This window comes from Streptomyces sp. NPDC004732, assembly GCF_040609235.1.
Lineage (GTDB): Bacteria > Actinomycetota > Actinomycetes > Streptomycetales > Streptomycetaceae > Streptomyces.
This window is the reverse complement of the sequence record NZ_JBEXJR010000002.1, coordinates 539294-562661: the sequence shown is the minus strand read 5'-3', so window position 1 is coordinate 562661 and position 23368 is coordinate 539294. Positions and strand designations below refer to the sequence as shown.

General features: G+C 71.8%; 20 protein-coding genes and 1 riboswitch. Of the genes, 12 read left to right on the top strand and 8 right to left on the bottom strand.

What is annotated here, in order from left to right; genetic code table 11:
- Positions 1-58: 58 nt before the first annotated feature.
- Complete coding sequence (locus ABZV77_RS07170) at positions 59-895, bottom strand: hypothetical protein (protein ID WP_356252361.1); 837 nt, start codon at positions 893-895, stop codon at positions 59-61.
- Between the two features lie 216 nt (positions 896-1111).
- Here ABZV77_RS07170 and ABZV77_RS07165 point away from each other — a divergent pair, with 216 nt between their 5' ends.
- The gene (locus tag ABZV77_RS07165; RefSeq protein WP_356252358.1) at positions 1112-1411 is read left to right on the top strand and encodes a hypothetical protein; all 300 of its coding nucleotides are present in this window, start codon (positions 1112-1114) and stop codon (positions 1409-1411) included.
- 21 nt (positions 1412-1432) lie between these two features.
- Entirely contained in the window at positions 1433-2617 is a 1185-nt protein-coding gene (locus ABZV77_RS07160) for a glutathionylspermidine synthase family protein (protein ID WP_356251367.1), read from the top strand.
- Here ABZV77_RS07160 and ABZV77_RS07155 read toward each other — a convergent pair.
- A complete protein-coding gene (locus tag ABZV77_RS07155) occupies positions 2595-3626 on the bottom strand; it encodes an NADP-dependent oxidoreductase (RefSeq protein ID WP_356251364.1) in 1032 nt (343 codons plus the stop codon). The two genes, ABZV77_RS07160 and ABZV77_RS07155, sit on opposite strands and share 23 nt — an antisense overlap.
- A gap of 145 nt (positions 3627-3771) precedes the next feature.
- On the opposite strand from ABZV77_RS07155, the gene ABZV77_RS07150 reads away from it, so the two are divergent.
- On the top strand, positions 3772-7191 hold the full coding sequence (locus tag ABZV77_RS07150; protein WP_356251361.1) for a BTAD domain-containing putative transcriptional regulator: 3420 nt from the start codon (positions 3772-3774) through the stop codon (positions 7189-7191).
- Positions 7192-7249: 58 nt separating this feature from the next.
- On the opposite strand, the gene ABZV77_RS07145 is transcribed toward ABZV77_RS07150, so the two are convergent.
- Together ABZV77_RS07145 and rocD are read right to left on the bottom strand one after the other, a co-directional pair.
- Positions 7250-8347: a serine hydrolase domain-containing protein gene (locus tag ABZV77_RS07145; protein WP_356252355.1), complete on the bottom strand. Its 1098-nt coding sequence runs from the start codon at positions 8345-8347 to the stop codon at positions 7250-7252.
- 253 nt (positions 8348-8600) lie between these two features.
- Positions 8601-9782 carry an ornithine--oxo-acid transaminase gene (gene rocD, locus ABZV77_RS07140; protein ID WP_356252353.1) on the bottom strand — a complete coding sequence of 394 codons (1182 nt, stop codon included), beginning with the start codon at positions 9780-9782 and terminating at the stop codon, positions 8601-8603.
- A gap of 237 nt (positions 9783-10019) precedes the next feature.
- Positions 10020-10110: riboswitch (ZMP/ZTP riboswitch) on the top strand.
- 40 nt (positions 10111-10150) lie between these two features.
- On the opposite strand from rocD, the gene glyA reads away from it, so the two are divergent.
- Positions 10151-11449, top strand: a complete 1299-nt coding sequence (glyA, locus tag ABZV77_RS07135) for a serine hydroxymethyltransferase (RefSeq protein WP_356251358.1) — start codon at positions 10151-10153, stop codon at positions 11447-11449.
- 72 nt (positions 11450-11521) lie between these two features.
- Here glyA and ABZV77_RS07130 read toward each other — a convergent pair whose 3' ends face one another.
- Positions 11522-12268, bottom strand: a complete 747-nt coding sequence (locus ABZV77_RS07130) for a hypothetical protein (protein ID WP_356251355.1) — start codon at positions 12266-12268, stop codon at positions 11522-11524.
- A gap of 190 nt (positions 12269-12458) precedes the next feature.
- On the opposite strand from ABZV77_RS07130, the gene trpS reads away from it, so the two are divergent.
- The 4 genes from trpS (at position 12459) to ABZV77_RS07110 (ending at position 16774) form a co-directional block, all read left to right on the top strand.
- Positions 12459-13472 (top strand): tryptophan--tRNA ligase, encoded by a 1014-nt coding sequence (gene trpS, locus ABZV77_RS07125; RefSeq protein ID WP_356251352.1) that lies wholly within the window; start codon positions 12459-12461, stop codon positions 13470-13472.
- Positions 13473-13558: 86 nt separating this feature from the next.
- A complete protein-coding gene (locus ABZV77_RS07120; RefSeq protein WP_306335543.1) occupies positions 13559-14140 on the top strand; it encodes a 2'-5' RNA ligase family protein in 582 nt (193 codons plus the stop codon).
- 34 nt (positions 14141-14174) lie between these two features.
- Positions 14175-15377 (top strand): hypothetical protein, encoded by a 1203-nt coding sequence (locus ABZV77_RS07115; RefSeq protein WP_356251350.1) that lies wholly within the window; start codon positions 14175-14177, stop codon positions 15375-15377.
- Between the two features lie 185 nt (positions 15378-15562).
- On the top strand, positions 15563-16774 hold the full coding sequence (locus tag ABZV77_RS07110) for a hypothetical protein (RefSeq protein ID WP_356251348.1): 1212 nt from the start codon (positions 15563-15565) through the stop codon (positions 16772-16774).
- Positions 16775-16796: 22 nt separating this feature from the next.
- Here the strand turns inward: ABZV77_RS07110 and ABZV77_RS07105 are convergent, their stop codons facing one another.
- Both ABZV77_RS07105 and ABZV77_RS07100 read right to left on the bottom strand, forming a co-directional pair.
- Positions 16797-17552, bottom strand: a complete 756-nt coding sequence (locus ABZV77_RS07105; protein WP_356251345.1) for a decaprenylphospho-beta-D-erythro-pentofuranosid-2-ulose 2-reductase — start codon at positions 17550-17552, stop codon at positions 16797-16799.
- A gap of 13 nt (positions 17553-17565) precedes the next feature.
- Positions 17566-19011, bottom strand: a complete 1446-nt coding sequence (locus ABZV77_RS07100) for an FAD-binding oxidoreductase (RefSeq protein ID WP_356251342.1) — start codon at positions 19009-19011, stop codon at positions 17566-17568.
- A gap of 166 nt (positions 19012-19177) precedes the next feature.
- Between ABZV77_RS07100 and ABZV77_RS07095 the strand changes: the two genes are divergently transcribed.
- The 4 genes from ABZV77_RS07095 to ABZV77_RS07080 are packed head-to-tail and all read left to right on the top strand — an operon-like array spanning position 19178 to position 22065.
- Positions 19178-19699: a phosphatase PAP2 family protein gene (locus tag ABZV77_RS07095; RefSeq protein WP_356251339.1), complete on the top strand. Its 522-nt coding sequence runs from the start codon at positions 19178-19180 to the stop codon at positions 19697-19699.
- A complete protein-coding gene (locus ABZV77_RS07090) occupies positions 19692-20648 on the top strand; it encodes a decaprenyl-phosphate phosphoribosyltransferase (protein ID WP_356251336.1) in 957 nt (318 codons plus the stop codon). Before ABZV77_RS07095 ends, ABZV77_RS07090 begins: the two co-directional genes overlap by 8 nt.
- 2 nt (positions 20649-20650) lie before the next feature.
- Positions 20651-21127, top strand: a complete 477-nt coding sequence (locus ABZV77_RS07085; RefSeq protein ID WP_356251333.1) for a GtrA family protein — start codon at positions 20651-20653, stop codon at positions 21125-21127.
- The gene (locus tag ABZV77_RS07080) at positions 21115-22065 is read left to right on the top strand and encodes a YihY/virulence factor BrkB family protein (protein ID WP_356251331.1); all 951 of its coding nucleotides are present in this window, start codon (positions 21115-21117) and stop codon (positions 22063-22065) included. The genes ABZV77_RS07085 and ABZV77_RS07080 overlap by 13 nt, the downstream gene beginning before the upstream one ends.
- Here ABZV77_RS07080 and ABZV77_RS07075 read toward each other — a convergent pair.
- On the bottom strand, positions 22056-23297 hold the full coding sequence (locus ABZV77_RS07075; protein ID WP_356251328.1) for a D-alanyl-D-alanine carboxypeptidase: 1242 nt from the start codon (positions 23295-23297) through the stop codon (positions 22056-22058). The two genes, ABZV77_RS07080 and ABZV77_RS07075, sit on opposite strands and share 10 nt — an antisense overlap.
- Positions 23298-23368: the final 71 nt, after the last annotated feature.

Here is a 23368-nt window from a genome sequence, read left to right as displayed (position 1 = left end):
AGGCGGGGCGAAGGCCGGCGTGCAGCTGACGGAGAGGGCCAGGGCTGCCTTCGCCACCTCACCCGCCCGTGCGCGGAGCGCTTGGTGCCTCGCCGAACCGCGCCAGCGCCAACGCCCCCGCGACCGCCACCGCGAACCCCAGGACCGCCAGCCAGCCAAGACCCTCCCGCGTACGGTCGCCCAGCCAGACCACGCCCACCAGGGCGGGACCGATCGTCTCGCCGATCACCATGCCCGCCGTGGCCGTCGTCACCGAACCGCGCTGCAGCGCCGAGGTGAGCAGCAGGAACGCCGCGCCGCCACCCACCAGCAGCGCGTACGTCGCCGGATTGGCCAGCAGCGCGCCCGGCGACACGTCGTCGATCAGGCGCACGGTCACCTCGACCACCCCGAATCCGCACCCCGCGCCGAGGCCGAGCGCCAGCGCCCGCCCCCGGTCGGGCAGCCGCCCGGCCACGGCGCCGAGGAGCAGCACGGCGACCGCGATGCCGAGCATCACGTACCGCAGCGTCGTCGATCCGGTGCGGTCGCCCTCGTCGCCGGACGCGAGGCCCAGCATCGCGAGCCCCGCGCAGACGACGCCCACCGCGCCCCACTCCACGCCGCTCAGCCGCACCCGCAGCAGCCGGGCCGCGACCACCGCCGTGACGGCGAGGCTGGCGGCGAGCGCCGCTCCCACTGCGTAGATCGGGACGGAGCGCAGCGCCACGATCTGCAGCAGGAAGCCGAGTCCGTCGAGGGCGAGCCCGGCGACGTAACGCCACTGGCGCAGGGCGCGCAGCAGCAGCGCCGGGTCGACGCCGGAGCCGGTGCCGGGCGCGGTGGCGCGCGTGGCGACCGCCTGGAGTACGGAGGCCATGCCGAAGCAGACCGCTGAGCCGAGTGCGCAAATCATCCCAAGAGACACGAAGTGACTGTAGAGGAAGGTGAGTCAAAGGAGACCCATGGGACATCCGGTGGAGGGGGCTGGCACGGTCCGCCAGGGCTTACCTACGCTGACCTCCGAGCATGTACAGAGCAAGCGCAAGACGTACGAAGTAAGGCAACGGGGGATCGTGTGACAAAGAAGCAACCACGACGGCTGCGCTCCAGCACCGTCGTGCTCGGCGGCATGGGCGTCCTCGCGGCGGCCCTGACCTCCTGCGGCTCGGACCCGGACCGGCGCTGCGTGGACCGGGACAGCTACGACACGTTCCTCGGGTACAAGATCGTCGGTGACAAGAACTGCAAGTCGGGTTCGGGCAAGAGGCTCGGCACCGGCACCGGCAAGTCATCGGGCCGCACCGATCCCACCTGGTACTACGACTCCGACGTCGACGGCCGCTACGCCGACGACGGCACGTTCAGCCGCAGCGAGGCCGTCGACCGGGACGGCTTCGGCTGCTCGGGCAGCGGCAGCGGCGGCGGCTGACCGGAAGCGACACGTAACGCCATGGAACGCCGCACCACGGACCCGCGCCCCGGCTGGCAGCAGACCGTCGAGGACCAGGGGCTCATCTACCCCCTCACGCGCTACCCCGACGACACCCTGCGCCCCTACTGGGACGAGAGCGCCTACTACGTCTTCTCGCTCCCCGAGGTCGAGGCGCTGGAGGAGGTCGTCGAGGAGCTGCACGCGATGTGCCTGGCCGCCGCCGCGCACATCGTCGAGCGCGACCGCCTCGGCGACCTCGGCATCACCGACCCGAGAGTCGTGTCCGCCGTCACCGAGGCCTGGCATCGCCGCGCCGAACTCCCCTCCCTCTACGGCCGCTTCGACCTGCGTTACGACGGCACGGGCCCGGCCAAGATGCTGGAGTACAACGCCGACACCCCCACCTCCCTGGTCGAGGCCGCGAGCCCGCAGTGGTTCTGGATGGAGGAGCGCTTCCCCGGCGCCGACCAGTGGAACTCCCTCCACGAGCGGCTTGTCGACGCGTGGAAGAAGCAGGCCGCACTGCTGCCGCCCGGCGGCCCCCTGTACTTCGCGCACTCCGCCGCCGACGAGCTGGGCGAGGACCTGATGACGGTCGCGTACCTGCGCGAGACGGCCGAACAGGCGGGCATCGCCGCGGAGTCGATCTCCATGGAGGACATCGGCTGGGACCGCCTCTCGAGCCGGTTCGTCGACAAGAAGCTCCGCTTCATGCGCAGCTGCTTCAAGCTCTATCCGTGGGAGTGGCTGACCACGGACCGCTTCGCTCCGCACGTCCTGGAGACGCTGGACAACGGCGGCGGCACGGGCTCGACGCTGTGGATCGAGCCCGCCTGGAAGATGCTCCTCTCCAACAAGGCGCTCCTGGCGATCCTCTGGGAGCTGTACCCGGGCCACCCGAACCTCCTCCCCGCCTATCTGGACGGCCCGCGCGAACTGGCCGCGTCCACCGGGTACGTCGTGAAGCCGCTGCTCGGCAGGGAGGGGGCCGGGGTGACGGTGCACGACCCGGGCGCGGCTCCGGCCGTTCGGGAAGAACCATGCTGCTACCAGGAGTTGGCGCCCCTGCCTGACTTCGACGGCAACCGGGTCGTCCTCGGCGCGTGGGTCGTCGAGGACGAGGCGGCGGGACTCGGCATCAGGGAGTCTGCGGGGCTGATCACGGACGAGTACGCCCGGTTCATCCCGCATGTGATCCTGTGACGGCACTGATGCGGACCAGCATCTTCCCGGTGTTCGCCCCGCGCAGCACCCCGAGGAACGCCTCCGGCGCCCGCTCGATGCCGTCGACGACGGTCTGCTCGGTGCGCAGGGTGCCGTCGGCGAGCAGCGGAGCCGCCCGGCCGATCCACTCCGGGAACAGGTCGAGGTGGCTGGTGACGAGCATGCCCCGCAGCGTCGCCTCCTGCTTGGCGGCCTGGAAGAGGTTGTTCGGTCCCGGCGCGGGCTCCGTCGTGTTGTACGTGCTGATGGCGCCGACCAGCGCGATGCGGCCGCCCGGCCGGATCGCACCGATCGCGGCCTGCAGATGGTCGCCGCCGACCGAGTCGAGATAGACGTCCACGCCGTCGGGCGCGGCCTGCGCGAGCTGCTCGGGCAGGCCGCCCAGGCGGTAGTCGACGGCCGCGTCGTACCCGAAGGTGTCCAGGAGCTTCTTCGTCTTGGCGGGCCCGCCCGCCGAGCCGATCACCCGTGAGGCGCCGAGCTCGCGGGCGATCTGCCCCGCGACGCTGCCGACCGCCCCGGCCGCCGCCGACACGAAGACGACATCGCCCTCGCGCACCGGAGCGGTACGGGTCAGCGCGGCGTACGCCGTCAGGCCCGTCGCCCCGAGCGGGCCGAGGTAGGCGGCGGCCGGGGCGAGCGTGGTGTCGACGACGGTCGCGGCCGCCGCGTCAAGCACGGAGTACTCGCGCCACCCCAGGAAGTGGCTGACGGTCGCCCCCACGGGGACCTCGGGGGCGTTCGACGCGACGACTTCGCCGACCGCGCTGCCCTCCAACGGGGCGCCCAGCTGGAACGGCGCGATGTAGGACGGTTCGTCGTCCATGCGGCCGCGCATGTACGGGTCGACCGACATCCAGGTGTTGCGGACGACTATCTGCCCCTCGCCGGGCCGCTCGGGAACCTCGGTGGTGGCCAACTCGAAGTCGGCGGCGGTGGGTTCGCCGACGGGACGGGCGGCGAGACGGATTTCGCGGGAGACGGTCATGGTGGCTCCTCGGCCGGTGCGTGCACTTCCGTGACCGCGGGGTCGCGATCACGGGTACACCGTGCCGGGGAGCGCGCACGGAACGCTGACGGTCCGCGCACGGACCGCCGTCAGCGCTGGTGGGGCCCCGAATTAACGTGTCCCCATGCGATTCGAGGTGCTGGGCCCGCTGACGGTGCGCACGGAGGACGGGGCGGCCGCGCCTGCCCCGGAGCCGAAGGTGCGCGCGCTGCTCGCCGCGCTCCTCGTGCGGGCGGGCCGTCCGGTCCCGGTGGACGCGCTCGTCGACGCCCTGTGGGGCGACCGCCCGCCGTCGTCGCCCGCCAACTCCCTCCAGACGAAGGTCTCCCAGCTGCGCCGCGCACTGGAGAAGGCCGAGCCGGGCGGCCGCGGCCTCGTGGCGTACGGCCCTGCCGGGTACGAGCTGCGCGTACCGCCGGAGGACGTGGACGCGGTCCGCTTCGAGACGCTGACTTCGCGGGCGTATGCGGTTGGGGGTGCGGAGGGCGCGGGGCGTGCTGAGGTCGCTGGGGGCGCGGAGGGTGGCGACCTGCGTACGAAGGTGTCGCTCCTGACCGAGGCGCTGGCGCTGTGGCGCGGCCCCGCGTACGCCGACTTCCGCGACGCCGACTTCACGCGGGCGGAGATCTCGCGCCTGGAGGAACAGCGCCTCACCGCGCAGGAGACGCTGGCCGAGCTGCGCCTGGCGCGCGGTGAGCATGCGTTGCTGGCCGACGAGCTGGCGCCCCTGGTCGCGAGTGAGCCCCTCCGCGAGCGGCTGCGGGCGGGCCATCTCCGCGCCCTGTACCGCTCCGGCCGCGTGGCCGAGGCCCTCGACTCCTACCGCGACCTGCGCCTGCACCTCGCCGAGGAACTCGGCATCGACCCGGGCCCCGAACTGACGCGGCTGCACGAGGCGATGCTGCGGCAGGAGGCGGATGGGGATGGGGATGCGGGAGTTGGGGTGGCTGAGCCCGTGGGTGCGGTTGACGGTGCGGCGGTGCGCGGGATGGGCCGGGAGGCGGTCGTCGAGCGACCCCTCACCAATCTGCCCGCGCAGCCCACGGCCCTCATCGGCCGCGACACGGCAGTCGCACGCATACGTGACCTGATCCGCGCCGAACGCCTGGTCACCCTCGCGGGACCCGGCGGAGTGGGCAAGACTCGCCTCGCCCTGGAGTCGGCGGCGGGCCTGGCCGAGGAGTTCCCCGACGGCGTCTGGCTGGCCGAACTCGCCGGAACGCACGGCGAGGTGGCGGCCACGGTGGCGGCGGCGCTGGGCATCCGCGACGACGCGTCGGGCGGGTCAGAACCTCAGGCCGCCCCTCAGACCGCCCCTCCGGGAGCCCACCGCACGTCGGACCTGGCCGCGGCCGAACGTCTCGGGCAGGCGCTCGCCGGACGTCACCTCCTCCTCGTACTCGACAACTGCGAACACGTCCTCGGCCCCGTCGCCGACCTGACCGCCCGACTCCTGCGCCACGCCCCGCGTCTGCGCATCCTCGCCACCAGCCAGGAAGCCCTGGCCCTGACCGGCGAGACCCTGGAAGCCGTCGCGCCGCTCGGCGCGGAGGACGCGCTGCGGCTGTTCGCCACCCGCGCCGCGGCCGCCGCGCCCGGCTTCACCCTGGACGACGGGAACCGTGACGCCGTCGCCCTCATCTGCCGCCGCCTGGACGGCATCCCGCTCGCCGTCGAACTCGCCGCCACACGCGTACGCGCCCTGGGCGTGCACGCCCTCGCCGACCGCATCCACGACCGCTTCCGCCTCCTGAAGCAGGCGCGCCGCGACGCACCGGCCCGCCAGCGCACCCTGCGCGCGATGATCGACTGGAGCTGGGAACTCCTGACGGCCCCGGAACGCCTCGCCCTGCGCCGCCTCGCCGTGTTCGACGGCGGTTTCACCCTGGAGGCCGCGGAAGCGGTACTGCCACCGACGGCCCCGGAAGACACACCGGCCCCGAAGGACACGTCCGCACCGGAGGGCGTACCGGCACCGGAGGGCGTACCGGCACCGGAGGGCGTACCGGCACCGAAGGACATACCGGCCCCGGAGGCCGACGCCCTCGACCTGGTCACCCGCCTCGTCGACCGCTCCCTCCTCGCGCCGACGGCACCCGACGCCCCGGAAATGCGCTACCGCATGCTCGAATCCGTCACCGCATACAGCCTCGAACGCCTCGACGAGGCAGCCGAGACCGCCGCGCTGCGCCGACGTCACGCCCTCCACTTCGCCGCGTTCGCCGAACGCGCGGCCGCCGCGCTGCGCGGCCCCGAGCAACGGATCTGGCTGCGCCGCCTGGACCACGAGACCGTGAACCTCCGCGCCGCGCTGAACTGGTCCACCGCGGCCGCCGACACCCCGACGGCTCTGCGCTTGGTCAACGCCCTGACCTGGTACTGGTTCCTCCGCGGCCGCCTCCGAGAGGCCATGCACGCCTTGGACCAGGCCCTGAACCTGCCCCAGCCCCGTGACCTGCCCCGTGACCTGCCCCAGGACCTGCCCCTGATCTCATCCCTGACGACCGCCGCCGCCTCCGCTCACGCCGCCTTCGCCCTGTTGACCGGCGAGGACGCCTGCGCACACGGCAGTACGTGCGAGCGCGCGCCGACCACACCCGCCGATGCCCGCTCCCGGTGGCTGCTCGCCTTCGCCCGGTGCGGGTTCGACCACACCCCGCGCGAGGCCGCGCGCGTCGACACGCTGCTGACGGAGTTCAGGGACGCGGGCGACCGCTGGGGCGAGGCCGCGACGCTCTCCACCCGGGCCACCCGCGCCCTCTACCGCGGCGACCTCACGGCCCTGCGCCGCGACGCCACCCGCAGCGCCGAGCTCTTCGCCGAACTGGGCGACCGATGGGGCCAGTTGCAGTCGTCCGAGCAGCTCGGCGTGCTCGCCGAGATCGCCGCCGACTACGACGAGGCGGCCCGGCTCCAGCGCGACGGCATGCGGGGCGCGGAGGAGCTCCAGCTCTGGACCGACCTCTCCTTCCGCCTCTCCCGCCTCGGCCGGATCGCGCTCCTGACCGGCGACGACCCCGCCGCCACGGCCTTCCACGAACGCGCCGCCCGCCTCGCCGCCCAGCAGTCGCACCGCCCCGCCCAGCAGTTCGCCGAGACCGGCCTCGCCATCGGCGCCCGCCACCGCGGCGACCTCGACGCCGCCGAGGAACTCCTGCTGCCCTGGCTGGACTTCAACCGGCGCTTCGGAGTCGACTCCGGCACGGCGCTGATCCTGGCCCAGCTCGGCTACGTCGCCGAACAGCGCGGAGACGCGGCGCGCGCCGAAGAGCTCCACCGAGAGGGCCTCGTCGTGGCCCGCACGACGGGCGACGAGCGCGCGGTGGCACTGGCCCTGGAAGGCCTCGCGGGCGCCCGTTCCCTGTCCGGCGACCACCCGCACGCCGCACGCCTCCTCGGCACCGCCGCCCGCATCCGCGAGGCCGAGGGCGCACCCCTGCCGCCCGCGGAACGCACGGACACGACCCGCGCCGAGCACCGCAGCCGCACAGCCCTCGGCGACATCGCATTCAAGGAGGCGTACGCCCAGGAATCCCGAACCTGAGAACACCCCCCGCGCGCCTCAGCGACGCCACAGAGCCGTCAACGAAGCCACAGAGCCGTCAACGACGGCACAGAGCCGCATCCACGACATCGTCCACATGCGTCATGACCGCCTTGTCGGTCGGCTGCATGGTCACCGCGACGTTGGCGGCGCGGCCGTCGTCCGTGGCCCCGCCCCGCGTCTCGTATCCCGGGTAACTGCCGCCGTGCCCCCAGTAGACGCCGCCGCAGGACAGGGGCCTGCTCACGATCCCCAGTCCGTAGCGCGCGCCCTTGCCGAAGTAGTCGGCGGGGACCGTGGCGCGCATCTGGGCGAGCTGGGCCGCCGGGAGGAGCCTGCCGGGCGAGAGCAGGGCCGAGAAGAACCGGTTGAGGTCGGTGTTGGTGGAGATCAACTGGCCTGCCGCCCAGGCCCAGGAGGGGTCCAGCTCCGTGATGTCCTGCGGAGGTCCGCCCGGCGTCTCCTGGTAGTAGCCCTTGGGGTGGGGTTCGCGGATGGTCGCGTCCCTGGGCGCGGGGAAGTAGGTGTGGCGCAGCCCCAGCCGCTTGATGATCCGCCGGTCGATCTCCTCGGCGACGGGGTGCTCGGTGACCTCCTGGACGATCAGACCGGCCAGGACGTAGTTCGTGTTGCTGTACGCCCACTCCTTCCCGGGCTCGAAGTCCCCCTTGTACTGGAGCGCGATGTCCAGCAGCTCGCGCGGTTCGTAGTAGCGGGGCTGCAGGTCGTGCTTGGTGTAGTTGGGCAGCCCGCTCGTCTGCTGCAGGAGCTGGCGGACCTTGATCTTCCGCCCGTCGATCCCGTCCCCGCGCACGACGCCCGGCAGATACGTGTCGACCGAGTCATCGAGACGGATCTTCCCCTCGGCGACCAGCTGCAGCACGACCACCGCGGTGAACGTCTTGGTGTTGCTGCCGATCCGCACCTGACCGTCCCTGGGCACCTCGGCCCCGGTGGCCAGATCACCGACCCCTGCCGTGTACGTACGAGTGGGCCCCTTCTTCCCCTTGACGCTCGCCAGCGCGGCAGGCAGCCCATCGGCACGCACCAGCTCGTCCAGCCCCTGCTGCACGCCGTCCGCCCCCGGCACGGGAGCCCCCGCGGCTCTCGGCGCCGCCGCAGACGCCGCGGGCGCCGCCAGCACACCCGCCGTCATGGCGCCCACGGCCACCACGGCTGCGACCGTGGCCGACACCCCTCTACGTCGGCCACCCCGCTCCCGCCCGGAAGAACGAACCTTCTGACCTGCCTGCTCACGCACTGGCCAACTCCTATGGATATGTGGGGAACCGGCGCCTTCACGCCGGTCCCAACATTTCCGGATGCGGCCGCCCGGGACGATCCTGCCAACCGCCCACTCCAGGTGGGGCTAACCCCCGGCTTCGCCCCGGGCCACAGCGCCCTCCCGGCTAGCTCAGCACGGCCCGCAGCTGAGCGAGCCCCCAGTCCAGATCGTCCTTGCTGATCACCAGCGGGGGAGCGATACGGATCGTCGACCCATGCGTGTCCTTGACCAGCACCCCCTTCTCCATCAACTTCTCCGAGATCTCCCGTCCCGTGCCGTACGACGGAGCGATGTCGACGCCCGCCCACAGCCCGCGCCCCCGCACCTCGGTCACCGTCCCCGCACCGGTCAACAGCCCCAGCTCGGCGTGCAGATGCTCGCCCAGCTCCGTGGCCCGCTGCTGGAACTCGCCCGTCGACAGCATGTCGACGACCTCCAGCCCCACCGCGCAGGCGAGCGGGTTGCCGCCGAACGTCGACCCGTGCTCACCCGGCTTGAACACCCCGAGCACATCGGCATCGGCCACCACCGCCGACACCGGCACGACCCCGCCGCCGAGCGCCTTGCCCAGCAGATACACGTCCGGCACCACGCCCTCGTGCTCACACGCGAACGTACGTCCCGTCCTGCCCAGACCCGACTGGATCTCGTCCGCGATGAAGAGCACCCCGCGCTCACGGGTCAACTCCCGCACCCCGGGCAGATATCCGGCCGGGGGCACGAGCACCCCGGCCTCGCCCTGGATCGGCTCGATCAGCACGGCCACGGTGTCGTCGGTGACCGCTGTCCGCATCGCCTCCAGGTCGCCGTACGGCACGATCTCGAAGCCCGGCGTGTACGGCCCGAAGTCCGCCCGCGCCTCTTCGTCCGTGGAGAAGCTGATGACGGTCGTCGTTCTGCCGTGGAAGTTTCCGGCCGCGACCACGATCTTCGCCCGGCCGTCCGGCACTCCCTTGACCTGGTACCCCCACTTCCGCGCGGTCTTCACGGCCGTCTCGACGGCCTCCGCGCCGGTGTTCATGGGCAGCACCATCTCCTTGCCGCAGAGCTCGGCAAGGCGCGTACAGAACTCGGCGAACCGGTCGTGGTGAAAGGCCCGCGAGGTCAGCGTCACCCGGTCCAGCTGTGCCTTCGCGGCATCGATCAGGCGGCGGTTGCCGTGCCCGAAGTTGAGCGCGGAGTACCCGGCGAGCATGTCGAGGTAGCGGCGGCCCTCGACGTCGGTCATCCAGGCCCCGTCGGCCGAGGCGACCACGATGGGCAGCGGGTGGTAGTTGTGCGCGCTGTGCGCCTCGGCCGAGGCGATGAGCCGCTCGCCGGTCGAGCGGCCACCGGCCCCGGCGGCCGACGACGGCGAGGAGGAGGTGGAAGAAGAGGAGGTGGAAGAAGATGACGGCGACGACGGCGTAAAGGGAGCTGGCGTACTCGACACGGGGTCTCCGATCGTCCTGCGGCTGGGGGCGGGTGTGGCGCCCAATTCCTATCGTCGCTCGCATCGCGGACGAAGAAACCTGCCGGATCGGCGTGCCAGCTAGGGTGGCCCTGACAGCACGGTGACTGGCGCACGGGGAACGGACCCCGGTGAAGCCGTGCGAGGCACGACCTTCGAGGTGCCGCCCGCCTGGGCACCCCGGGACCACGACCGGACACTGACCGCTCGCCCCGGAGGACGCCATGACTCTCCCTTCCTCTTCCCCTCGGAACCATCCCGCCCTCGCCGCCGAGGACCCCGAACTCGCCGCCCTCGTCGACGCCGAGGAACAGCTCCAGGCCGACACCCTGCGGCTGATCCCCAGCGAGAACTACGTCTCCACCGCGGTCCTCGAAGCCTCGGGCACCGTCCTGCAGAACAAGTACAGCGAGGGCTATCCCGGCCGCCGCTACTACGAGGGCCAGCAGAACATCGACCCCGTCGAGCGCCTGGCCATCGCCCGTGCCAAGGCCGTCTTCGGCGTCGAGCACGCCAACGTCCAGCCCTACTCCGGCTCCCCGGCCAACCTCGCCGTCTACCTCGCGTTCGCCGAGCCCGGCGACACCGTGATGGGCATGGCCCTGCCGATGGGCGGCCACCTCACCCACGGCTGGGGTGTCTCCGCCACCGGCAAGTGGTTCCGCGGCGTGCAGTACGGCGTGCGCCGGACCACGGACCCCGCGACGAACGGCCGCATCGACCTCGACGAGGTCCGTGACCTCGCCCTCAAGGAACGCCCCAAGCTGATCTTCTGCGGCGGCACCGCCCTCCCTCGCACCATCGACTTCGCCGCCTTCGCCGAGATCGCCCGCGAGGCCGGAGCCGTCCTGGTGGCCGACATCGCGCACATCGCCGGTCTGATCGCGGGCGGCGCCCACCCCTCACCGGTGCCGCACGCCGACGTGATCTCCACGACCACCCACAAGACCCTGCGCGGCCCGCGCGGCGCGATGCTCATGTCCCGCGAGGAACACGCCAAGGCCATCGACAAGGCGGTCTTCCCCGGCCTGCAGGGCGGCCCGCACAACCAGACCACCGCGGCCATCGCCGTCGCCCTCCACGAGGCGTCCCGGACCTCCTTCCGCGACTACGCCCACGCGATCGTCGACAACGCCAAGGCCCTCGCCGACGCCCTGCTCGCCCGCGGCTTCGACCTGGTCTCCGGCGGCACCGACAACCACCTGATCCTGATGGACCTCACCCCCAAGGACGTCCCCGGCAAGATCGCCGCGAAGGCCCTCGACCGGGCCGGGATCGTCGTCAACCACAACACCGTCCCGTTCGACCCGAGGAAGCCCTTCGACCCCTCGGGCATCCGCATCGGCACCCCCTCCCTGACCTCCCGCGGACTCCGCACCGAGCACATGGCGACCGTCGCCGAATGGATCGACCGCGGTGTCGCCGCCGCCCGCACCGGGGACGAGGACGCCCTGACGAAGATCAGGTCCGAGGTCGCCGACCTGATGGCCGCACACCCGGCCCCGGGCCTGCCGACCGCCTGACCCGGCCCCGGACCGGCCGTCGCTCCCGCCCGGCACCGCCCGGGCGGGGCGGTGGCCCGTCGCCCCCGCCGCTCACAGGTCCCGCAGCTCCTGCCGGGGCCCCGGCTCGTCCGGTCGCCGCCGCCACGCCGACACCGCCGCCCAGCGCCCGGCCACCGGGCCGCGCAGCAGCAGCGCGGCCACCGCGCCGACGCCCGCGCCCGGTATCGCCCACCACCAGTCCGTGCCCGTACCTCCCGGCCCGCTGCCACCCACGGCCGCCAGCGGCGCGTCCCCGTCCCCACTCGTCCCGGAGCCGGAGGGTTCCGGCGTCACCTGCGACTGCGGCGAGATCCCGGGGCTGCCCCGGTCCGACGCCTTGCCCAGGAGCCCGAGCTCCTTGAACAGCGACAGCACCCGCTGGGGCTCCTCGGCCCGGTGCCAGTCGCCGTTCAACGACTCGATCTCCGTCGACCTGTGCACCCAGACGTCCGCGTCCTTCTTCTTGCCGGACAGCGGCGCGTAGACCCGGTCGACCCGCCACGGCATGACGTCGTGCGCCATCCACGTGACATTGATCTGACGGCTGCCCCGACCCACGTCCAGCCCCGGCGGCTCCTCGCCCGGCTTCCTGCCGGAGGAGGAGGGCGCGAGCCACCTCTCCAGTTCGGCGTACTCCTTGTCGCTGTAGTACAGCGACGCGCTTTCCGTGCTCTCCGGTGACACCAGCAGCACGCTCGTCGGCCCACCGGCCGCCGCCTGCGGTGCCGTGAGCACCACCAACGCCGCCGCCACGCCCAGCCCCGCCGCTGCCCCGCACAGTCCCCTGGCCATTCGCATGTCCCGCAGGCTCCCAGGTTCCCGGTCCGGCCGACCCGATGCGAAGCGGCCTTTCTCGGAGGGCCGGGGGGACCGACCGCTGCCGGGCCGCCGAACGCACCTGTGTTCCTCGTCTCATCGGCGACGATCCGTTCCCACCCGTCACACACCTGTTTCCGAGCTATGAGAGTCACCTGAGAGAATGGGCCCCATGGCCTCTGAACGACCTCGTGTGCTCTCCGGAATCCAGCCCACCGCCGGCTCGTTCCACCTCGGCAATTACCTCGGCGCGGTCCGCCAGTGGGTGGCGCTGCAGGAGTCCCACGACGCCTTCTACATGGTGGTGGACCTGCACGCGATCACGATCCCGCAGGACCCCGCCGACCTGCGCGCCAACACCAGGCTCGCCGCCGCCCAGCTGCTCGCCGCAGGCCTCGACCCGGAGCGCTGCACGCTCTTCGTCCAGAGCCACGTGCCCGAGCACGCCCAGCTCGCCTGGGTGATGAACTGCCTCACCGGCTTCGGCGAGGCCTCCCGCATGACGCAGTTCAAGGACAAGTCCGCCAAGCAGGGTGCCGACCGCGCCTCCGTCGGCCTCTTCACGTACCCGGTCCTGCAGGTCGCGGACATCCTGCTGTACCAGGCCAACGAGGTCCCGGTCGGCGAGGACCAGCGCCAGCACATCGAGCTCACCCGTGACCTCGCGGAGCGCTTCAACGGCCGCTTCGGCGAGACGTTCACCGTGCCGTCGGCGTACATCCTCAAGGAGACGGCGAAGATCTACGACCTTCAGGACCCGTCGATCAAGATGAGCAAGTCGGCGTCCACCCCGAAGGGCCTGATCAACCTCCTCGACGAGCCCAAGGCCACCGCCAAGAAGGTCAAGAGCGCCGTCACCGACACCGGCACGGAGATCCGCTACGACGTGGCGGAGAAGCCGGGCATCAGCAACCTCCTCGGCATCTACTCCACCCTCACCGGCACCGGTATCGCGGAACTGGAGCAGAAGTACGTCGGCAAGGGCTACGGTGCGCTGAAGACCGACCTCGCCGAGGTCATGGTCGAGTTCGTGACCCCCTTCCGGGACCGCACGCAGCAGTACCTGGACGACCCGGAGACGCTCGACTCGATCCTGGCCAAGGGCGCGGAGAAGGCCCGTGCCGTCGCCGCCGAGACCCTCGCGCACGCGTACGACAAGGTGGGCTTCCTGCCCGCCAAGCACTGAGTCACCGCTCCGAGCACAACAACAGCTGCACCGCGCTGCCCACCGGGCTGCGCCCCTGCCCATCGACACGACGACAGGAGTACGACGTGGGGACCGTAACGATCGGCGTTTCGATCGCGGTCCCGGAGCCTCACGGCAGCCTGCTCCAGGAGCGGCGCGCGGGCTTCGGGGACCCCGCGGCGCACGGCATCCCCACGCACGTGACCCTGTTGCCGCCCACTGAGGTGGACGCATCGGCGCTGCCCGCGGTTGAGGCGCATCTCATCTCGGTCGCGGCCGCCGGTCGGCCGTTCCCGATGCGCCTCTCCGGGACGGGTACTTTCCGTCCGCTGTCCCCTGTCGTCTTCGTGCAGGTGATGGCGGGCGGGTCGGCCTGCTCCTGGCTGCAGGAGCGGGTGCGGGACGCGTCCGGGCCGATGGCGCGCGAACTGCAGTTCCCGTACCACCCGCACGTCACGGTGGCGCACGGCATCTCCGAAGAGGCCATGGACCGTGCCTACGAGGAGCTCTCGGAGTACGAGGCCGAGTGGCCCTGCACCGGTTTCGCCCTGTATGAGCAGGGTTCCGACGGCGTCTGGCGCAAGCTGCGCGACTTCGCCTTCGGCGGCACCGTGGTGCCCCCTCAGGCCCCTGCCCCGGCGGCCCGGGGTACGCTGCCCGCTCGCTGACCGGGGTACCCCGGCCGATCGCGCCGGGGGGACCATGCGCAACGCAGTGGCGGCCGTCGCCGCACTCGCTCTTCTGGCGGTCGGCTGCGGGACGCAGAGGTCCGGCGCGGACGCCGACGACAGACCCGGCAAGTCCCGCGCGGCCGGGCTCTCCTGGGCGTTCGAGCGCATCGACGACGTGCCCGGCGAGCTGATCGACGGGGCCGCCATGGCGCCGGACGACATCTGGGCCCTCGGCAGCGACGACGTCGGCGACGGGCGGCTCGCCAAGGCGCACCTGCTGCACTTCGACGGCAAGAAGTGGACGCGTGAGCCGATGCCGGTCGACGGCGCCCCGCACCTTTTCCGGATCGACTCCCTGGGGTCGGCGGGCATCCGCCTCAGCGCCGTGGGCAGGCCCGGAGCGGCTCCGGAGACCCTCCGGTACGCCCTCTGGGACGGCACTCGGTGGAAGCCCCTGGACAGCGCCCCGGAAGGTGACGCCCCGGCCGGGCAGCTCACGGACGTCGAGGTCATCACTCAGGACGACGTGTGGGTGCTCCAGGGCGACGGCAAGGTGACGCACTGGGACGGCAGCCGGTGGACGGTGACTCCGATGCCCGCGAAGGTGGCCGCCCTCGCGGGCTCGGCGACGGACGACGTGTGGGCGGTCGGATCCCGTACGACGGGGCCCGGCGTCGGCGGCCCCGGCGGTGAGGTCGGGCAGCTCGCCGCGATGCACTTCGACGGTGACAAGTGGTCGCTGACCAAGACGCCGACGCTCCGCTTCCCCGACCCCTTGCCGCCCAAGCCGTACGCGGAGTTCACCGGCGTCGACGTCGCCTCCAGGACGTACGTCCGTGCGCACGGAGCGCACTCCTACGAGGGGTACGACGGCGAAGAGGTCCGCGACCCGGAGGCGCAGTCCGTCGAGCTGAGCTGGGACGGCACCCGCTGGAAGGAGTCCGAGCCCCTCCCTGGAGCGTGCGCGTACCGGAGTCCCGTGGCCCGGGACGGCGACCGCGGATTCTTCATGAACGGCAACTGGCACCTGACCACCGGCGGCACCTGCACCAAGATCAAGAAGCTGCGGCTTCCGGCCGGGCTGGGCGCGCGCCCGGAGTCGCAGCAGCAGCTCTGGCTCAAAAAGATCATTGCGGTGCCGGGCACGGGGCAGGTGCTCGGTTTCGGCAGCGTCGAGGTCATCCAGAGCGGGGCCGCCCCGGACCGAGCTGTCGTCGTCTCCCTGAAGCGCTAGGGCCTGTGTCGGAAGTCCCGCCTGCCCCGCGACGCCCGGCACGCCCGCTCGCCGCGTTGTCGGGACACCCCGATACAACCAGTATCGGGGTGTCCCTCCGCCTTGCGATCGCACGCACCGGACGCCGCGGGGCCCGCCCTCCGGGCGAACGACGGGACTTCCGACACAGGCCCTAGGAGCAGACCTTGAAGAAGACCGCCGTGACCATGGCCGTGCTGGCCCTCGCCGCGGCGGGCTGCGGCAGCGACAGCGGCGGCCCCGCCCGCACGGACCCCACTGGCGGCTCGTCGGCCGGCGCCGCCGCGCAGGGCGCATGGCAGCTGGAGCACGTCGACAAGGCGGTCAGGGGCGAGATGACCGCCGTCACCGCGGCGTCCGAGGACGACATATGGGCGGCGGGCTGGCAGTCCGAGAACGGCGACTCGACCGACCCGGAGGGCCAGTTCCTGCTGCGCCACGAAGGCGGTTCGTGGCGGCGCCAGAAGCCACCCGCCGCGCTCGACGGGAAGATCTTCCAGCCGCGGCTCGACTCCTCGGGACGGGACAACGTCTGGCTCTTCGGAACGGGCGCCGACTTCTCGGTCGGCGTGGCACGTTGGGACGGCAGCAGCTGGCAGCGCGTGCCGAAGCCGCCCGGTTCGGGGACCGTCTCCCAGACGAAGGTCTTCGCCCCCGACGACGTATGGGTGTTGCAGGAGGAGAAGCTGGCGCAGCACTGGGACGGCAGCCGCTGGAGCACCCATACGCTGCCTGCCGCGGCCACCGCGCTCGACGGCACGGCGGGGGACGACCTGTGGGCGGTCGGCTTCCGCACGAGCGGCCCCGGAGTGGGCGGTGACGGCGGCGAGCTCAACCAGCCCGCCGCGATGCACTGGGACGGCACGTCCTGGACGACCACGCCGACGCCCGCCTACCGGTTCCCCGAGCCCGTCCCGCCCGAGGCGGGTGCCTCTCTGGACGGCGTGGAGGCGGTCTCTCCCAAGGAGGTGTGGGCGTTCGGGTCGCACACCTTCAACCACGGAGAGGTCGAGAAGGAGCCGTCCATGGAGCACATCCTGTTGCGCTGGGACGGCTCTCGCTGGAACGAGCAGAAGGGCGCCGACCGGGACAAGTGCCTCTCCAGGGGCATCGTCACGCATGGCGAGGACGGAGGGCTGCTCTTCGGAGTGGGCCGTTACCGCTCTCCGGAGGGCCGTTGTACGAAGCCGTCCTGGCCGCGCCTGCCCGCCGAGGGGGAGGTCACGGCCAAGGGCAAGCAGCAGCTCTGGCTCGACCCCATCGTGCCGGTGCCGGGCACGAGGAAGTTCGTCGGCGTGGGCAAGATCTACGTGATGCAGAGCGGCAACCCGCTGACCATGCCCACGATCGCCACGTTCGAGCCGCCCAAGAGCTCCTAGGGCTCCTGGGCGGCCGGGCGGCTCAGAGGGGCAGGCGGCGGAACACCGGCCTCGGCACGTGCCGCAGCGCCGACATGACCAGCCGCAGCAGCCCCGGCACCCACACCGTCTCCGAGCGCCGCCGCAGCCCGTTCTCGATGGCCTCGGCCACCGCCTCCGGGGTGGTCGCCATGGGGGCCTCCTCCAGGCCCGCCGTCATCTTCGAGCGCACGAAGCCGGGGCGGACCACCATCACGTGCACCCCTGTGCCGTGCAGCGCGTCGCCGAGGCCCTGGGCGAACGCGTCGAGTCCGGCCTTGCTGGAGCCGTAGATGAAGTTCGAGCGGCGCGCGCGCTCGCCCGCCACCGAGGAGAGCACCACCAGGGAGCCGTGCCCCTGGGACTGCAGCGCCCGCGCGCAGACCAGCCCGGCCGAGACCGCGCCCGTGTAGTTGGTCTGGGCGACGCGCACCGCCGCGAGGGGCTCGTCCTCGTCGCGTGCCTGGTCGCCGAGGACGCCGAAGGCGAGGAGCACCATGTCGATGTCGCCCTCGGTGAAGATCTTGCCGAGGGACTCCTCGTGGGACTCGGAGTCGAGCGCGTCGAACGCGACGGTCCGCACGTCCGCGCCCATGTCGCGCAGGTCGGCGGCGGCCTTCTCCAGGTGGGGCGACGGGCGCCCGGCCAGCCACACGGTGCGGGTGCGGCGGGCGACCAGGCGCCGCGCGGTGGCGAGGCCGATCTCGGAGGTGCCGCCGAGGACGAGCAGGGACTGAGGGGTGCCGAAGGCGTCTTTCATGAGTACCGGTCTCCTAGAGGGCGAGGCGGCGGGAGAGGTCCGAGCGGAAGACGCCGCGCGGGTCGAGCTCGGCCCGCAGGGCGCGGAAGTCGTCGAGCCGCGGATACATCGCGGCGAGCATCTCGGGCCGCAGGCGCGAGTCCTTGGCGAGGTAGACGCGGCCGTCGGCGGCGGCCACCTCCTCGTCGAGATCGTCGAGGAAGGCGCCGAGCCCGGGGAGGTTCGCGGGGATGTCGAGCGCGAGGGTCCAGCCGGGCATCGGGAAGGAGAGCCAGCCCGGATCGCCCTCTCCGAAGCGCTTCAGTACGGCGAGGAAGGACGGGCAGCCGCGCTCCGAGATGCGCTGCACGATGTGGCGCAGGGCCTCCTCCTTGCCGTACCCGACGACGAATTGGTACTGCACGAAGCCGCTGCGGCCGTAGATGCGGTTCCAATGGGGGACGCCGTCCAGCGGGTGGAAGAAGGTGGAGATCTTCTGCAGCTCGCCGGTGCGGCAGCGGGGCGCCTTGCGGTACCAGAGCTCGTTGAAGAGGCTCACCGATGCCTTGCCGAGCAGTCCCTCCGGCAGGAAGGAGGGCGCGGCGGGCAACTGCCCCGGACGGAACGCGAGAGGGGCTCTCCGCGCGCGTGCCCGCTCCGGGAGGGCGTCCAGGGGGGCGTGGTCGCCGCGGGTAAGGACTGAGCGGCCCATGGCCGCGCCGCGCGCGAGGAGGTCGATCCAGGCGACCGAGTAGCGGTAGCGGTGGTCGGTCGCGGTGAGGCGGGCCATCAAGTCGTCGAGGTCCGTCGCCCGTTCCGTGTCGACCGCCATCAAGGACGTCTCGACGGGCAGGAGTTGCACGGTCGCCGACAGGATCACGCCGGTCAGCCCCATGCCGCCTGCTGTCGCGTCGAACAGGGGGCTGCCGGGCTCGACCGTGCGGACCGTGCCGTCGGCGGTCAGCACGTCCATCGCGAGGACGTGGCGCGAGAAGGACCCCGAGACGTGGTGGTTCTTGCCGTGGATGTCGGCGCCGATCGCCCCGCCGACCGTCACATAACGGGTCCCGGGCGTCACCGGCACGAACCAGCCGAGGGGCAGCAGGACTTCCATCAGGTGGTGCAGCGAGACGCCCGCGTCACAGACGACGGTGGCCGCGGGAGCGCCGGTGTCCGACGTCCGCGTGGTGTCGATGACGCGCACCCGGTCGAGGCCCGTCATGTCGAAGACCGCGCCGCCCGCATTCTGTGCTGCGTCTCCATAGGCACGCCCCAGGCCGCGGGCGATGCCGCCGCGCTCCCCGCACTCGCGCACCGCGGCCGCGGCCTCCTCCTGCGAACGGGGTCTCACCAGCCGGGCGGTGGTCGGTGCGGTGCGGCCCCAGCCCGAGACGGACACGGCGGACGAGGGGACGGGCACGGCGGACGACGTCGGAGCCGAGGTGCGGGCACGGGAGTCGGCGGGGGAGTCGGCAGGCATGCAAGCGACCGTATCGCCCATACATGGGCGTTTCGCTCAAAACCATCCCGGCTCTCACCGAAATGGGTGATAGAGCGAGTGTCACCCAACATTGACGTAATTATTGGGACGTTGCCTAGAAGAGTCGAGATGCCCAGCTCTCGAACGTCTTCGAAATAGAGGCGACATGCACGACATGGACCACCGGTTGCTGTCGGCCCTGCGCGACTGCGGCACCGACCCGCGCGTGGCGGCCGCCGCCCGCGCCCTGTCCCGCACCGGCGAGCACGGCGCACTCTGGATCCTGGCCGGTCTGGCGGGCGCCGCCGTCGACCGCGAGCGCCGCGGCGCCTGGCTGCGCGGCACGGCTCTCACCGCCGCCGCCCACCTGGCCAGCATGGGCGTCAAGCGGATCGTCCGCCGCCCGCGCCCCGCCGCCCTGGGCGACATCGAACCCCTCGTGCGCACCGCGGGCCGGCACTCCTTCCCCAGCTCGCACGCCACCTCCGCCGCCGCGGCCGTCGTCGCCTACGGAGCGCTGCGCCCCGTCGGGGCCCACCTCCTCCCGCCGCTGGCCGCCGCGATGTGCGTCTCCCGGATGGTCGTCGGCGTCCACTACCCCTCGGACGTGGCCGCGGGCGCGGCGCTCGGCGCGCTCACCGCACGCGCGGGCGCCACCTGGATGAAAGGAGACCGCATCGATGCCTGAACGTATCTCCACGGTCCTGGAACGGCCCGGCCCGCCCAGGCCGACGGGGCAGGGTCCCGTCGGCCTGCCGCTCGGCCTCCTGAAGACCGCACGCCCCCGCCAGTGGGTGAAGAACGTCCTCGTCGTCGCGGCCCCCGCGGCCGCGGGCGAACTCTTCTCGCGGCACGCCATCGAACAGGTCGCCGTCGTCTTCGCGCTGTTCACCGCCGCCGCGTCCGCCGTCTACCTGATCAACGACGCCCGCGACGCCGACGCCGACCGCGCGCACCCCACCAAGTGCCGCAGACCGGTCGCCAGCGGACAGGTGCCGGTGCCCGTCGCCTACGCCGTGGGAGGCCTCCTGGCCGTCCTCGCGCCCACGGCCGCCACCATCCTGTGCACACCGCTCACCGCGGCGCTCCTGGCCGCGTACGTCGGCATGCAACTCGCCTACTGCATCAGCCTCAAGCACGTCCTCGTCGTCGACCTCACGATCGTCACGACCGGCTTCCTGATGCGCGCCATGATCGGCGGCCTCGCGCTCGACATCCCGCTGTCGCGCTGGTTCCTGATCACCACGGGCTTCTGCGCGCTCTTCATGGTCTCCGCCAAGCGCTACTCCGAAGCCGTCCAGATGTCCGAGAGCTCGGAGAAACTGGGCGCCACGCGCGCGTTGCTCACCGAATACACCACCGGCTACCTGCGCTTCGTATGGCAACTGGCCGCGGGCGTCGCCGTTCTGGCGTACTGCCTGTGGGCCATGGAGGAGGGCGGCACCACCGACGGCGGCTCACTGCCCTGGCGCCAGCTGTCCATGGCCGCCTTCATCCTCGCCATCCTGCGCTACGCCGTCTTCGCCGACCGCGGTACCGCGGGAGAGCCGGAGGACGTCGTCCTGCGGGACAGGGCGCTCGCCGTGATCGGCCTGGTGTGGCTCGCCATGTACGGGCTCGCGGTCGCGGACTGGTGAGTTTGAGATCCCTACGCGAACGGTTCCGCGCGCTCGGGCCCGAACTGCTCGGCTTCGCCGCCGCCGGAATCTGCGCCTACGCCGCCGACCTCGGCCTCTTCATCTGGCTGCGCGGACCCGTCGGCCTGGACCCGCTGACCGCCAAATCCCTCTCCTTCGTAGCGGGCTGTTCGGTGGCGTACGCGGGCAACGCGCTCGGCACCTACCGGCGGCAGGCCGCGGAGGTCTCGCGGCTGCGCCAGTACGCGGTGTTCTTCGCCGTCAACATCGCGGGCGCCCTCGTCCAACTGCTGTGCATCGCCGTCTCCCACTACGGGCTCGGCCTCACCTCACAGCGCGCGGACACCGTCTCAGGCGCCGGGATCGGTATGGCACTCGCCACTGTTCTGCGCTTTTGGGGTACTCGGACCTTGGTCTTCCGCACATCGGGCAGGACAACGGGCAGGACAGCAGGCACGGAGGCGTCATGGACTGGCTGAAGAAACTGCCCGGCATCGGGCCACTGGTGGAGAAGGGCATGCGCACGCACGCGTGGCAGTCCTACGAACGCCTCGACGAAGTGCACTGGGCGCGCCTGGCGGCCGCCATGACGTTCATCAGTTTCCTGGCGCTCTTCCCGCTGCTCACCGTCGCGGCCGCCATCGCCGCGGCGACCCTCTCGAAGAAGCAGCAGGACACGCTCGAAAGCAAGATCTCCGAGCAGGTCCCCGGCATCTCCGACCAGCTGAACCTGGACGCCCTGGTCGCCAACGCGGGCACCGTGGGCCTCGTCGCGGGCGCCCTGCTGCTCTTCACCGGCATCGGCTGGGTCGGCTCGATGCGGGAGTGCCTGCGCGCCGTCTGGGAGCTGGAGGACGACGAGGAGAACCCGGTCCTGCGCAAGGTCAAGGACGCCGGGGTGCTCTTCGGGCTCGGCGGCGCGGGGCTCGCGTCGTTCGCCGCGTCCGCGCTCGCGTCGACCGCGGTCGGGCAGGCCGCCGACCTCTTCGGCATCGACGAGCAGGGCTGGGGCGCGGTGCTGCTCCAGGTCGTCGCGTTCGCCATCGCCGTCCTCGCGGACTTCCTGCTGCTGCTCTACGTCCTGACGCTGCTGCCCAGCGTCCAGCCGGACCGGCGCGACCTCGTCACCGCCGCGCTGATCGGCGCGGCAGGCTTCGAGCTGCTCAAGCTGCTGCTCGGCGGCTATATGAAGGGCGTCGCCTCGAAGAACATGTACGGCGCCTTCGGAGTGCCCGTCGCACTCCTCCTGTGGATCAACTTCACCGCGAAGCTGCTGCTGTTCTGCGCCGCCTGGACGGCGACGCGCAAGGCGTCACGTACAGCGGCGGCGGACGGCGAAGAGGCAGCCTCCGAAGAGACTGCCTCCACAAACACGCCCTCCGTAGAAGCCGGAGAAGGCAGTAGCCGTCAGTCCTGAGGCGTACGCCGACCCGACTGGCCCGGCAGCGGCATCCGGCGCCGGATCACGAAGACACCCCCGGCGAGCACCACGAGCACGCCGCCCGTGATCGCGAGCGCGGTACCCATGCCGCCGCCTCCGCCGTCGGAGGAGTGCGCGGCGTTCTCCGCGTCCGTGCCCCCGCCACCGCTGCCCGGGGCGCCCTTGCCCGCGCCGCCCGTACCGGCACCCTTCGGGGCGACGAGCTCACCCACGGGGTCGACCTTGCCCGCCGCCTTGAAGCCCCAGTCGAAGAGACGCGTGGTCTCCTTGTAGACCGCGTGGGTCTCACCGGACGAGGGGTTCATGACGGTGACGAGGAGAACCTTGCCGTTGCGCTCGGCAACACCCGTGAAGGTGTTTCCCGCGTTCGTGGTGTAGCCGTTCTTGACGCCCGCGATGCCCTTGTAGGCGCTGATGCCCGGGGCGCCGGTGAGCAGCCGGTTGGTGTTCTGGATCTCGAAGGACTCGCGCTTCGTCTCGCCCTTGTCCTTGCCCTTCTTGATCTTCTTGGTCTCGCCGGGGAACTTGGCCGTGGCCGTCGAGCAGTACTCGCGGAAGTCCTTCTTCTGCAGCCCCGAGCGGGCGAACAGCGACAGGTCGTACGCGGACGAGACCTGCCCCTTCGCGTCGTAGCCGTCGGGGGAGACCACGTGCGTGTCGAGGGCCTGCAGCTCGTCGGCGTGCTTCTGCATGTCCTTGACGGTCTTCGGGACGCCGTCGTTCATCGCGGACAGCACGTGCACCGCGTCGTTGCCCGACTTCAGGAAGACGCCGAGCCACAGGTCGTGGACGCTGTACGTCTCGTTCTCCTTGATGCCGACCATGCTGCTGCCCGCGCCGATGCCCGCCATGTCGGAGAGCGCGACCTTGTGCTTCTGCGACTTCGGGAACTTCGGCAGGACCGTGTCGGCGAAGAGCATCTTGAGGGTGCTCGCGGGAGGCAGCCGCCAGTGCGCGTTGTGCGAGGCGAGGACCTCACCGGACTCGGCGTCCGAGACGATCCAGGAACGCCCCGTCAGGTCCTTGGGCAGCACCGGCGCGCCCGGCTTGAGCTTCACCTGGGTGCCCGCCTGGCCGAGCTGCGCACCGCCCACGGTGGACATCTTGGCGGGCGGCTTCGGTTGGTCGTCGTCGCCTCCCGGCTTTCCGTCCGCGAGCGCGGGCGCTGCGGTCGACATGGTGAGCAATGCGGCGGAAGCGACCAACATGGCGGTCTTTTTTACGGCAGGCACGGACGAGAACGTACAGGGCGGGGCTGTGGAAGTCGCTCCCGAGGTGG

Bases quoted from the DNA above. Each gene is read 5' to 3' on its own strand.
- ABZV77_RS07090 (WP_356251336.1), top strand. From the start codon at position 19,692: ATGCCTGAACGTATCTCCACGGTCCTGGAACGGCCCGGCCCGCCCAGG.
- ABZV77_RS07170 (WP_356252361.1), bottom strand. From the start codon at position 895: ATGATTTGCGCACTCGGCTCAGCGGTCTGCTTCGGCATGGCCTCCGTA.
- ABZV77_RS07160 (WP_356251367.1), top strand. From the start codon at position 1,433: ATGGAACGCCGCACCACGGACCCGCGCCCCGGCTGGCAGCAGACCGTC.
- ABZV77_RS07075 (WP_356251328.1), bottom strand. From the start codon at position 23,297: ATGTTGGTCGCTTCCGCCGCATTGCTCACCATGTCGACCGCAGCGCCC.
- ABZV77_RS07100 (WP_356251342.1), bottom strand. From the start codon at position 19,011: ATGCCTGCCGACTCCCCCGCCGACTCCCGTGCCCGCACCTCGGCTCCG.
- ABZV77_RS07165 (WP_356252358.1), top strand. From the start codon at position 1,112: ATGGGCGTCCTCGCGGCGGCCCTGACCTCCTGCGGCTCGGACCCGGAC.
- glyA (WP_356251358.1), top strand. From the start codon at position 10,151: ATGACTCTCCCTTCCTCTTCCCCTCGGAACCATCCCGCCCTCGCCGCC.
- ABZV77_RS07095 (WP_356251339.1), top strand. From the start codon at position 19,178: ATGCACGACATGGACCACCGGTTGCTGTCGGCCCTGCGCGACTGCGGC.
- ABZV77_RS07150 (WP_356251361.1), top strand. From the start codon at position 3,772: ATGCGATTCGAGGTGCTGGGCCCGCTGACGGTGCGCACGGAGGACGGG.
- ABZV77_RS07130 (WP_356251355.1), bottom strand. From the start codon at position 12,268: ATGCGAATGGCCAGGGGACTGTGCGGGGCAGCGGCGGGGCTGGGCGTG.
- ABZV77_RS07105 (WP_356251345.1), bottom strand. From the start codon at position 17,552: ATGAAAGACGCCTTCGGCACCCCTCAGTCCCTGCTCGTCCTCGGCGGC.
- ABZV77_RS07155 (WP_356251364.1), bottom strand. From the start codon at position 3,626: ATGACCGTCTCCCGCGAAATCCGTCTCGCCGCCCGTCCCGTCGGCGAA.
- ABZV77_RS07080 (WP_356251331.1), top strand. From the start codon at position 21,115: ATGGACTGGCTGAAGAAACTGCCCGGCATCGGGCCACTGGTGGAGAAG.
- ABZV77_RS07115 (WP_356251350.1), top strand. From the start codon at position 14,175: ATGCGCAACGCAGTGGCGGCCGTCGCCGCACTCGCTCTTCTGGCGGTC.
- trpS (WP_356251352.1), top strand. From the start codon at position 12,459: ATGGCCTCTGAACGACCTCGTGTGCTCTCCGGAATCCAGCCCACCGCC.
- ABZV77_RS07145 (WP_356252355.1), bottom strand. From the start codon at position 8,347: ATGACGGCGGGTGTGCTGGCGGCGCCCGCGGCGTCTGCGGCGGCGCCG.